At 51.8% G+C, this 11,442-nt stretch carries 8 protein-coding genes and 1 tRNA gene; 5 read left to right on the top strand and 4 right to left on the bottom strand.

Features of this window, described 5'->3' with window-relative positions; genetic code table 11:
- Nucleotides 1–540 precede the first annotated feature (540 nt).
- Nucleotides 541–1,335: an HPP family protein gene (locus ACFSSA_RS11685; RefSeq protein ID WP_386820632.1), complete on the bottom strand. Its 795-nt coding sequence runs from the start codon at nucleotides 1,333–1,335 to the stop codon at nucleotides 541–543.
- Between the two features lie 52 nt (nucleotides 1,336–1,387).
- On the opposite strand from ACFSSA_RS11685, the gene ACFSSA_RS11690 reads away from it, so the two are divergent.
- The 3 genes from ACFSSA_RS11690 to ACFSSA_RS11700 all read left to right on the top strand — a co-directional run bounded on the left by ACFSSA_RS11690 (nucleotide 1,388) and on the right by ACFSSA_RS11700 (nucleotide 5,744).
- Entirely contained in the window at nucleotides 1,388–1,816 is a 429-nt protein-coding gene (locus ACFSSA_RS11690) for a MarR family winged helix-turn-helix transcriptional regulator (RefSeq protein ID WP_386820633.1), read from the top strand.
- Nucleotides 1,816–3,534: a chloride channel protein gene (locus ACFSSA_RS11695; protein ID WP_386820634.1), complete on the top strand. Its 1,719-nt coding sequence runs from the start codon at nucleotides 1,816–1,818 to the stop codon at nucleotides 3,532–3,534. The genes ACFSSA_RS11690 and ACFSSA_RS11695 overlap by 1 nt, the downstream gene beginning before the upstream one ends.
- Before the next feature lie 119 nt (nucleotides 3,535–3,653).
- Complete coding sequence (locus tag ACFSSA_RS11700; protein WP_386820635.1) at nucleotides 3,654–5,744, top strand: ATP-binding protein; 2,091 nt, start codon at nucleotides 3,654–3,656, stop codon at nucleotides 5,742–5,744.
- 41 nt (nucleotides 5,745–5,785) lie between these two features.
- Here ACFSSA_RS11700 and hemW read toward each other — a convergent pair whose 3' ends face one another.
- The 3 genes from hemW to ACFSSA_RS11715 all read right to left on the bottom strand — a co-directional run bounded on the left by hemW (nucleotide 5,786) and on the right by ACFSSA_RS11715 (nucleotide 7,848).
- On the bottom strand, nucleotides 5,786–6,901 hold the full coding sequence (hemW, locus tag ACFSSA_RS11705) for a radical SAM family heme chaperone HemW (protein WP_386820636.1): 1,116 nt from the start codon (nucleotides 6,899–6,901) through the stop codon (nucleotides 5,786–5,788).
- Nucleotides 6,902–6,910: 9 nt separating this feature from the next.
- Complete coding sequence (gene panB, locus ACFSSA_RS11710; protein ID WP_386820637.1) at nucleotides 6,911–7,693, bottom strand: 3-methyl-2-oxobutanoate hydroxymethyltransferase; 783 nt, start codon at nucleotides 7,691–7,693, stop codon at nucleotides 6,911–6,913.
- A gap of 80 nt (nucleotides 7,694–7,773) precedes the next feature.
- A tRNA-Glu gene (locus ACFSSA_RS11715) sits at nucleotides 7,774–7,848 on the bottom strand.
- 378 nt (nucleotides 7,849–8,226) lie between these two features.
- Here ACFSSA_RS11715 and hisS point away from each other — a divergent pair.
- The gene (hisS, locus tag ACFSSA_RS11720; protein ID WP_386820638.1) at nucleotides 8,227–9,522 is read left to right on the top strand and encodes a histidine--tRNA ligase; all 1,296 of its coding nucleotides are present in this window, start codon (nucleotides 8,227–8,229) and stop codon (nucleotides 9,520–9,522) included.
- 55 nt (nucleotides 9,523–9,577) lie between these two features.
- The gene (gene aspS, locus ACFSSA_RS11725; RefSeq protein WP_386820639.1) at nucleotides 9,578–11,368 is read left to right on the top strand and encodes an aspartate--tRNA ligase; all 1,791 of its coding nucleotides are present in this window, start codon (nucleotides 9,578–9,580) and stop codon (nucleotides 11,366–11,368) included.
- The last annotated feature ends 74 nt before the right edge of the window (nucleotides 11,369–11,442 follow it).

Raw genomic sequence — 11,442 nt, forward strand, 5'->3', positions numbered from 1 at the left:
CCGCCCCTCTCCTTAGACAAACACCAGCCACGTTAGCTCTAGTTTAGAACTGTCCAGAAAATGGGGTCAGGCCATAGTGTGATCAAAGTGATTAAAAATATACCTGCGACCCATGTCCACTGGGTCGAGATGGCTCTATTTATCCCAAGAGGCTCGGTTGAGACGATGCTGTGTGAGTCTTCTACAGTCATGAAGCCCATAGTTTTTACAAGGAATGCGGTAAATCCAGCCACGCCGATAAATATGGAGGTATATCCTACTCTAAAGGAAGTCCTGAGAACAATATCTGTCGCTGGCTCCTTTGACTTGATGGCGTGAGCTATAATCACTCCTAGAATGGCAAGCAATCCCCATGATAACAAGCCCAGAATACAGCAGATTAGAGCTATATAGGCAGTGGTAAGATGGGATTCCCCGATTTTCATAGGTAAATTGGATCGATTGTCTGAAGCTCTACAACCTGTAAGATATGTATTATTCCCTGTTCCGATTGTCTATTAGATAATAGGACTACCAGTGACCTTATAGTGATCCCGTTTTCTAGGCAGATTTTTTGAACCTATATTTGGAAGGCTTCTCCGCTAATATTTGAACGAGTTTGACGAGGTCTGCCTCACTGATATCGATAAAGGAATCCAAACTGCGGATCGCTTCGACGATCTCCTCATGTGTGGGGGCTCTTGAGTCAGAATCCGTCGCCGCGATCGGAGAACCCAAGGCGCCGAGAGCAATCGGATAGCGGCGCCATTTGAAGGCGAGATTGAAAAGAACAGCCACCGCGACGATCATTACCGCGTTGATGGCTACGGGAAAAACTGCGTAGTAAAATCCCATTTTATGAACTGCCTGGCCACTGATCACTGCGGTCAGAGCGGTGGCTCCACCAGGGGGATGGATGCATTTGAGTTGATGCATGGCGGCAATTGCCATTCCGACTGCACATGCTGCCGCGAGGATTTGATAAGGAATCCACCTTGCGCACGCGATCCCGATGAGAGCGGAGACGATGTGTCCGGCAATGACCGGCCACGGCTGCGAAAGTTGTCCGTGTGGGACTGCGAATAGCAGAACCGTGCTCGCGCCCATTGAGGCGATCAACGCGGAGGCCTTTGGAATATCCAATACACTCCCTGTGATAAGCATTAACAATGCAATAGCGACAAAACCACCGAGGCCGGCGATAAGCTTTTCCTTTTGGCTGACAACATTGAGTTCCACCCCGGACCATCTGAAAAACTGGTCAATATTCGTCTTCAAAGCATGAGTGACACGTTTGCGGTAGCTCGGTCTGAGGGGGAGCTTTGGTTCTGAATTTTTGGTATGAAAATAATTCATAGTTTGGAAAACGCGCTTGATTTATGTCGGGATGCGATACAAATCAAGAGGGATGTCACACAAAATCACAAAACTTTCGGATGACGATTATGCCCGGTTGGCAAATTTCCGGTATTCACTGCGTTGCTTCTTTGAGTTTAGTGCGAAAGCGGCTGAAAACGAGGGGGTTACGATGCAGCAACATCAGGCCCTTCTGGGGATACGGGGAAATCCGAATCCTCCCACACATGTGGGATACCTTGCGGAATTTTTGAGAATCCGACCGAATACCGCTGCAGAGCTTAGCAAGCGATTGGAAGCGGCTGGGTTGATCACACGGACCATAAATGCGTCCGATCGGCGGGCAATGGATTTGGAGCTGACAGAGGAGGGTCTAACGAAGTTGGAGGCTCTGACCCATGCGCATCGGAAGGAGTTATCGCAGTTGAAGCCCGGATTTTTGGAACTGATCGAGAGCCTGAACCCGGAGGGAACAGATTAGTGCCAAGACCGCTCTCCGCGCAGAGGCTTAATTTGATTGCGGCAACTGTCGGATTGTTCAGTGCCGTGATCGGCTTGGGCCTGTTGGCACTAATCCATGGGATTACCAATCTTTCCTTTCACGGAGAAATTTCTTTCAACGAAAGAAACGCGGATTTCACGACCTGGGGAGTGTTGGCGATTTTTTTGCCAGCGGTCGGTGGGTTGATCATCGGGTTGATAGCCCGCTTTGGCAGTCCGGCCATTGCCGGCCATGGCATTCCCGAGGCGATGCAAGGAGTAATACAGAATCGCAGTCGGATTCCGCTAAAGGTTGCGATTCTCAAGCCCCTATCGAGCGCGATTTCCATCGGAACCGGCGGACCCTTCGGAGCGGAGGGGCCGGTCATCGCCACAGGCGGGGCGATCGGTTCACTTTTTGGCCAATGGTTTCCGGTAAAAGCAGTGGAACGGAAAATTTTGCTCTCGGCAGGCGCGGCTGCCGGGATGACGGCGGTTTTTGGCACTCCGTTGGCAGGAGTTTTATTGGCTGTGGAATTATTATTGTTCGAGTTTCGCTGGAGAAGCTTGATGCCTGTAGCGATCGCGGTAGGGGTAGCGATGGCATTCCGGGGGGTGACCGATGAGCCTTTTCCGATGTTGCCGCTGCCATCGCCGGAAGCGCCGGGACCTCTTATCGCGATCGGGGCTATCGTGGTGGGTATATTTAGCGGCGTCTTTTCTGTCGGTATGACCCATGCACTACACCGGATTGAGGATGGTTTTGAAAAAATTCCATTTCCAAAAATGTGGTTTCCGATGCTCGGTGGCCTAGGGGTGGGACTAATTGCTTATCTGGATCCACGGATTTTGGGCCCGGGATATTTCAATTTGAGGGATTTGCTGGGTGGTGAAATGACCCTTGCGGCAGTCTTCAGTTTGCTGGTCTTCAAATTTTTTGCTTGGGCGATATCATTGGGAAGTGGAACGGCGGGCGGAACCTTGGCACCGGTGATGACAATGGGCGGATCGATCGGGGTTATAGTTGCGCTGGGTTTGCGGTTATTGCCGGGTTTCGGCGATTTTCCCATAGGGATCGCGGCGCTGATAGGGATGGCGGCAGTATTCGCGGGGGCTTCAAGAGCTTTTCTCACATCAGTGGCATTTTCCTTCGAGGCCACTCATTCGAGTGCGGCGTTTGGTCCGCTGTTATTGGGGTGTGCTATGGCGGTGCTGGTTTCACGGTGGTTGATGAAGGAGTCAATAATGACCGAAAAGCTCTCGCGGGCGGGGGTGCGTGTGCCGTCGGATTACGCCCCCGACGTATTGGCGGGGCAGATTGTGGGGAACGTGATGCTGAACGAAGTTTTGACCGTGCCTCCCGGTATGTCGTTGCAGGCTTTGCTCCATAAAGTGAACGGTGATTTGAGTCCCTGGAATCGGGCGCGGCTATTCCCGATCGTCAATGAGCAGGGAATACTGTGCGGTGTCGTAAGCAGGGCTGATATTCTGGCTGCTGCCAGACATCCGTTGAAGAATGCTCTTACCGTTCTGGAAGTGGGGACCGAGGAGGTGTATAGCGTATCTCCTACCGATACCTTGGCTGAGGCTGCAAACCTGATGATTCTACACGAAGTGGGACGTATGCCGGTGGTGGCGGATAGGGAAAATCCGGTCTTTCTTGGCCTGATCACACGGCGCGAAATTCTGGCCGCGCACGGTGTGGATACCGAGGAGTGAAGCCATATGCTTATTTTTTCTATGTCACTGAATTTTAGTAAATTCCGGTTATCGATTTTTTAGTTCGAGATATAAATCGACAATTGACGTTAATCTCACTACTGAGCATTTTTACGGCCATGCCAGATCGTATTAGTGCCATTTCTTCCGCGGATAGGTTGTTGGCACTGAAAACCACCGGTTTGATGGATAGCGAGCGAGAGGAAGCTTTCGATCGGCTTACCGAGCTTGCTTCAAGAGTGTTGGAAGCACCGGTGGCATTGGTTTCACTTGTTGATGATAGTCGGCAGTTTTTCAAAAGTTCCTGTGGCCTCCCAGGGGCGGTGGAGGCCCAGAGAGGCACGCCCTTATCCCATTCCTTCTGCCAACATGTCGTCAATACGGGCAGTGCGCTGATTGTGGAAAATGCTGTGGAGCATGAGCTGGTGAAGGATAATCCCGCAGTCACCGAGCTTGGTGTGATTTCCTATCTTGGCTTTCCGATCCGGGTTTCCGGCGGCCACGTGCTAGGTTCTTTCTGCGTGATTGATACGAAGATCCGCAGATGGTCCACGAGCGAAATCTCCCTTGTTGAGGATCTGACTGCAATTGTTTCATCCGAGATAGAGCTGAGGATTTCACGAAACAATTCCGTGGATACGGCGGAGCGCTTGGAGCTTCTGCTCGACTCCGCCGGTGAGGGAATCTACGGCATGGATGTTGCCGGTAACTGCACTTTTGTGAATTCCACTTGCGTGGAGTTACTGGGTTATCCCGATGGCGGGGAGCTGCTGGGGAAGAATATGCATCAGCTGATCCACCATTCACATGGCGATGGAAGCGAGTTCCCCGAGGAGGATTGTGCGATTTTCAAGGCCTGCTGCGCGCGCGAGGTTTCAAAAGTTTCTGGAGAGGTCTTCTGGAAAAAAGACGGGTCTTCCTTTCCTGTGGAATACAGTTCCAGCCCGATTGTCCGCGAGGGAAAATTGGTTGGGGCAGTGGTTCTTTTTTCCGATATCACGAGACGTCTGGAAACAGAAAATGCGTTGGCAAAAGCTCTTGAGGATGCAGAAAAAGCCAAACGGCGCGCTGAGAGGGCCGATCGGGAGAAAAGCCGTTTCCTGGCAAACATGAGCCATGAGATCCGCACTCCGATGAATGCGGTAATCGGATTTACCGAGCTTCTCGGAGGATATATCCAGGATGCGAAAGCCAGACGCTACCTTGATGTGATCCGGAGCAGTGGCTCGTCGTTGCTCAATTTGATCAACGATATTTTGGATTTATCGAAGATTGAGTCAGCCGAGATAGAGCTTAGTCCCGGTCCGTGTAATTTACGTGATATGGCCTCGCGGCTCCAGTTGCTATTTAGCCAGAAAGCTGAGGACAAGGGGCTACGCCTGAATGTGGTAGTCGCTCCGGATGTGCCCAAGTCACTGAATCTGGACGGGGAGCGCATCCGCCAGGTGATGGTGAACCTGCTGGGAAATGCTCTCAAGTTTACCGAGGGAGGCGAGGTGTCGTTGAGTATTGCGACGCTGAAGGATGAGGGGTATCCGGAAAAGACCACATTGATTTTTAACGTCTCCGACACTGGCTATGGAATGACCGAGGAGGATCTGAAAAAGATCTTCAAACCATTCCAGCAGGCATCCAGTGCAGCCCGCACCTCGGAGGTGGGGACGGGATTGGGGCTGAGTATTTCCCAAAGTATCGTGCAGCTCAGCGGCGGGAAAATCAGTGCCCAAAGCACGTTCGGAGTAGGCAGCATGTTTTCTGTCCGGATTCCCGCAGTGGAGATACTCAAGGAAGAAGAGCAAAGCATCGATACACCTGCCCGCATTGATTTCGATGACTTCGAAACATCCAGAATTCTCATCGTGGATGACAATTTGCTCAATCGGGAATTGTTGGACGGGTATTTCGCGGCAAGTTCACACAAGTTGTTCTTCGCGCACAACGGCGAGCGGGCTGTTGAGCTGGCAAAGGAGCATCAACCGCACCTTATTCTGATGGATATACGGATGCCGGGTATATCTGGCTCTGAAGCCCGTGAGATCATCGCTTCCTCTCCGGAGTGCAATCAGGCCAATATCATTGCAGTAACGGCATCGAGTATGCTGGGACAGGAAATGAAGTTGCGCAAAGTTTTCCATGGTTACCTGCGCAAGCCAATCCGTCCGCACGAGCTGTATGAAGAAATTGCAAAATTCCTTCCTCAAAGAAAGTAGAGGAGGCGCAAAACGTTTGTAACCTACCCGTAGCTGGAAACCTAGATAAGTTCTGCCGCGATCGGATCGACCAATGGTCGGCCTAGCTGTGTTAGCGAAAGATGGGTCTTTCCAATGGTCAGAAGCTTCTCACAAGCCAGCGTCTGAGCTTTCTGCAAGGTTTCCGGATCCAATAGATGCAGAGGAATGCCACGGGTGGTCCGCAGACCCAGGGCGATGAGCTCAATGCGCCGATGGGCGGGCGTAAGAATTTCCGACTCGTGCAGCGCATGCCCGATAGTGTTGACCTGCTTGATGTAGAGGGCTGTGTCCGGAATGTTTTTGTGCCGTTTTCCAAACAGGGTCGAAACCGCCGAGGGGCCGAGACCGATGTAATCACTACCTTCCCAGTAGCCTTGATTGTGGCGGGAATGATGGCCCGGTTGCGCGTAATTCGATGTTTCGTAATGATCGAATCCGGAGGCAAGCAGCATCTCCTCCGCTAGATGATAGTGATCCGCATCGTGATCTTCATTCTCCTCATAAGTCCCGTTTTGTAGGGAGTCGAAAAATGCCGTGTCTTCCTCATAGGTAAGATTATAGGCGGATATATGATCGGGTTTTAACGAGATTGCATGCGACAGAGTGCTCCGCCAATCATCAAGGGATTGCCCCGGGATGGAGAACATAAGGTCGATGTTGATAGAGCCGATTTCCGCCTGCCTGAGGATGCGGACTGCTTCCGAGGCCTGCTCTGGAGAGTGCTCGCGGCCGAGGGTTTTCAACACGCCTGTGCTGAAGGACTGGATACCCAGGGAAACACGGGTGACTCCGAGCGATTTGAAAAGCCGGGCTTTCTTTATATCGAACGTGGCAGGGTTTGCCTCTAGAGTAATCTCCTCGAGCTTTGTGAAATCAAAGCTTTCACGTAGTTTCTCGAAAAGGGTGTCGAGGTGCTTCGAGGAAAGCATCGAGGGCGTCCCCCCACCTAAATACAGTGAGGTCGGATGGGTGAATTCTTCTTCCTTGGAAAGAGTCAGATGTTTCTTCCGCCAGGCGGCTTCTGCGCCGATCGCGAGGATGAAATCTCCAATGCGGGTATTGCCCGGCGTGTGCTTGTAAAATGAGCAATAGGGGCAAACGCGGTGACAAAATGGGATGTGGAGGTAGAGCAGCACGGAGGAGGGCTAGGGTATCAGACTTTTTTGCTCGCGGACGCGGGAGATGTATTTTTTTGCGGCCTCCGTGGTGCTGTGGGAAAGGTCTGCCTCCGGAGTGGCGAACGGAGGGACGAACCATGGGAAGGAGCCCAGCAGATCCGTGATCACCGCAATCTCACCATCGCAAGTCCCATTGCCGCAACCAATTCCAATCGTGGGAACCGGGATGTTTTCTGTGATAATCCTTGATGCTGCCGGGGTGACCGATTCCAGAACAATCGCAAATACTCCGGCATCTACCAATGCCATTGCCCCATCCAGAATCGCTTGCGTTTGCTCGGGAGTCTTGCCTTTTTTCTGATATCCGCCTTCTTCGATCACGCGTTGGGGTAGCATACCCAAATGGCCGCATACCGGTATACCTGCGTCGGTAATTGCACGGACCTTTTCCGCCTGGCGTATTCCACCCTCCAGCTTCACAGCATCGGCGCCAGCCGCGAAAAGCTGTTTCGCGGTATCCAGGGCTTGTTCCGGTGTATCATAGGTATGAATCGGTAGATCGGCCACGACCAGTGCCTTCGGTTTAGCGCGCACGACAGCCTCCAGATGATGGAGAATGTGAGAAAGCTTTACACTGGTGGTATCCGGAAAACCAAGGACCACCATGCCGAGAGAGTCGCCAACGAGAAGGAAATCTGTTCCAGCCTCGTCCAGCATGCGGGCCATTGGATAGTCGTAACAAGTAAGAGCTGCGATGGAGCCAGCTCCTTTCATCTTTGAAATGGCGGCGACTTTGTCTTGGTGCGGCACGTTTTTACTTTGTTAGGAAATGAAAAAGCCTCCGGGAGCGTTGCTCTAGCGGAGGCTGTTTTTTGCCATTTATGGAAAAATGGCGACCCGTAAGGGAGTCGAACCCTTCTTGCCAGGATGAAAACCTGGAGTCCTAACCGATAGACGAACGGGTCGTTGTCGCGGTGCGGCGGAAAGAAAGCGGAATGACGGATTTGTTTCAAGAATTATTTGGCTAAAAATGAAAAAAAGTTTCCGAGTCGGGTATTGTATGTTCTGGGATCCTTTTAAAATAAGGCTTTTTGGGAGTTTTGAGATGGTGCATATTTTTCGCTTTCTGAGCTGGGGAAGCTCCTTTCGCGCTCTCAAAATGCAAAAATGGGACCGGAAACTGTTTTGCCGGAGCACACAGAGGCAGAAAAAAGAGGGATTTTTTTCGTTTTGCCGGTTCGGAGTCTCATCCGCTTTGTCGGATGGAAGCCGAACTATGATGGGAGGACTAAAGGAAGAGACTTGATATGTCATGTAGGCTGTGCATTGTCGCGCCCCGCGCAATGGCTGGTTCAACATTTCAAGCACTTCCTGGTTTCCGAGATTTCACCCCACGTGAATGTGCGGTGAGAAATTACTTATTTGAAACGTGGAGGGGAGTTGCCCGGCGTTGCGGATATGTGGAATACGAAACTCCCATCCTTGAGGATACAGGACTGTATCTCAAAAAATCCGGCGGCGAGCTTTCATCCCAGCTTTTCCGGTTTGAAGATCAAGGTGGGCGGGATGTGACCTTGCGCCCGGAAGTTACAGCGTCTCTTGCGCGGATCGCCGCTGCAGAGCAACGCCAGTATCCGAAGCCTCTCAAGTGGTTCGAGATCGGGCAGTGCTTCCGCTATGAGAAGCCGCAGAAGGGCAGGGGGCGGGAATTTCACCAGTTCAATGTTGATATTCTAGGCGAGGCCGGAGCTGCAGCGGATGCGGAACTGATTTCTCTGGCGATCGAGACGATGCTTTCTTTCGGGTTTGTTGAAGGCGATTTCGTCGTCCGTGTTTCAGACCGGAATGCATGGCTGAAGTTTGCGGAAGGCAAAGGTGTCGAAGACGAGAAGATCAGCGATTTTCTTGGACTTGTCGACAAACTCGAGCGCGAAAAGCCTGAGGTGCTCACGGAAAAGCTAGCAGCTTTCGGGATGACCCTGGATGAGGTGAAAGCCTTTGTCGCCAATCCCGAGAATGCATCCGCCGATTTTGATTTGATCAGAGAGGATCTTACCGCCCGGGGGTTCGGAGCTTTCGTAGAGCTTGATCTTTCGATCGTTCGCGGACTGGCTTACTATACGGGAGTTGTTTTTGAGGTGTTTGATTCCAGTAAATCGATGCGCGCCGTCGCAGGTGGCGGACGCTATGACACGCTGGTAAAAACCATCTCAGATGGAAATGTTGATATGCCGGCGACGGGTTTCGCGATGGGCGATTATGTGATCCGGAATCTTATTGAGGAGACTCCGCACGCGGCCATGCAGATGGAAGTCTGGCTGCAGAGGAATGCGGCAGGCTGTGAGGCTTATATGGTGATCCCGAACGATCAGCACCGCGGCGATGCCTTGAAGCTTGTCACCGAGCTACGCCGCGCTGGCGTGTCTGTCGATTTGCCTCTGGCGAATGCAAAAGTTGCAAAACAATTCCAAGCCGCAGAAAAGTGTGGAGCACGGTTCGCGCTGGTTATCGGGGAAGAATTCCCGCAGGTGAAAATCAAAGTTCTGGCGAGCCGCACCGAAGAGTCCTGTGAAGCAGGTGAACTCGTCCCGTGGCTTCTGCAAAGGCTCACCGAGCCTGACGGCCCCTTAATTGCGTGAGCGGCAACGATGCCCGGTCATTTTGTTGATAGAATTTATTTAGTTTAGAAAAGTTATGCGTAGTCATCATTGTAGTGAGTTAAGAGAAAGTGATTTGGGCAAAACCGTTCAGCTTATCGGCTGGGTGAATTCAGCAAGGGATCACGGTGGCGTGATTTTCATCGATTTGCGCGATCGCGAAGGGCTGACCCAATGCGTTTTCCGTCCGGAGGAAGGCGCGGAAATTGCAAAGCTATCCCACACTCTCAGAGAAGAAGACGTGGTGCAGGTGACAGGAAAAGTCGCCCTACGCTTGGAAGGTGCTCAGAATGAAAAGATGGCCACCGGGGCGCTTGAGGTTGTCGCCAGCGATTTGAAGATCGTCAATAAGGCGGATGTGCTCCCTTTCCAATTGGACAAAGAGCTGTCCAATGAAGATATCCGGATGAAATACCGTTATCTGGATCTGCGTCGTCCGCGTATGAGCAAAAATATCCGCCAGCGCAGTAAGATTACTTCCGCCGCACGCCGCTATCTGGATGACTCCGGCTTTTACGAAATCGAGACCCCGATCCTTTCCAACCCGACTCCCGAGGGCGCCCGCGATTTCCTGGTTCCTTCCCGTTTGAACCCGGGGAAATTCTACGCACTTCCGCAAGCACCGCAGCAATACAAACAATTGCTGATGGTTGCTGGGGTGGAGAAATACTTTCAGATTGCCCGTTGTTTCCGCGATGAGGATCTCCGTGCGGATCGTCAACCGGAATTCACCCAGATCGACCTGGAGGCAAGCTTCGTCGATCAGGAAGATATCATCTCTCTGGTGGAAGGCCTCCTCGCATCCATGTTCAAAGCTGGTCTCGATGTGGATTTGCCAGAGAAGTTCCCGCGTATGACCTATCGTGAAGCGATGGATGTCTACGGCTCGGATAAGCCGGACACTCGTTTCGATATCAGAATCACGGATCTGGCTGATGTTTTTGGCGCTACCGAGTTCAAAATTTTCCGTAACGTTCTGGATGGCGGAGGCGTTGTCCGGGCGATCAACGCCAAGGGCTTTGCTGGGATCACGACCGGCCAGATGAACCGTCTCAATGAGATCGCGGTTCAAGCAGGCCTACCGGTGAAAAACCTGGCATTTATCAAGCTGGAAAATGGCGAATACAAAAGCCCGCTCTGGAAAATCTTTTCGGAGAGCGAGAAGGAAGCTGTTACCGCGAAGATGAACCTGGAGGATGGCGATATTGTTTTCTTCGCCGCTGGCTCGCGTGAGAGCGTCAGCACGATCCTTGGCCGCGTCCGCAGCGAATGTGCGGTAATGATGGATTTGAACAACGATCCCAATAAGTTCAATTTCCTTTGGGTTGTGGATTTCCCACTGCTCGCCCAGGATGATGAGAGTGGTGAATGGGTAGCTGTCCACCATCCGTTCACACGTCCTCATCCAGACGATATCGAATTGCTGGAAAAAGGCGATTTCGCCAACGTTCGCGCAATAGCCTACGATGTGGTGCTGAACGGTTATGAACTGGGTGGAGGCTCGATCCGTATCCATGAGAAAGATCTTCAGGCCAAGATGTTCGAGGCTCTCGGTGTAACTCCGGAAGAGCAGGAGATCAAGTTTGCCCACATTCTTGATGCGTTCCGTTTCGGAGCTCCGCCACATGGTGGTTTGGCGCTTGGTCTTGACCGTATTGCAATGCTCGTTTCCGGCGAGGATAGTATCCGTGAAGTCATCGCATTTCCGAAAAATAACAAGGGTGCCGATCTTATGGCACAGAGCCCATGTGAGATTGGTCTCAAGGAATTGCGCGAAGTCTATGTTCAGAGCACTTATAAGAAAAAGACAGCTGAAGAGGCTAAATAATCCGCCCGGAGAAAAATTCTAATTCCAAAGAACGCCAATGGTAAGATCCGTTGGCGTTTTTTGTATTATCAACT

The sequence above is a fragment of the Luteolibacter algae genome (genome assembly GCF_042683045.1).
Lineage (GTDB): Bacteria > Verrucomicrobiota > Verrucomicrobiia > Verrucomicrobiales > Akkermansiaceae > Luteolibacter > Luteolibacter algae.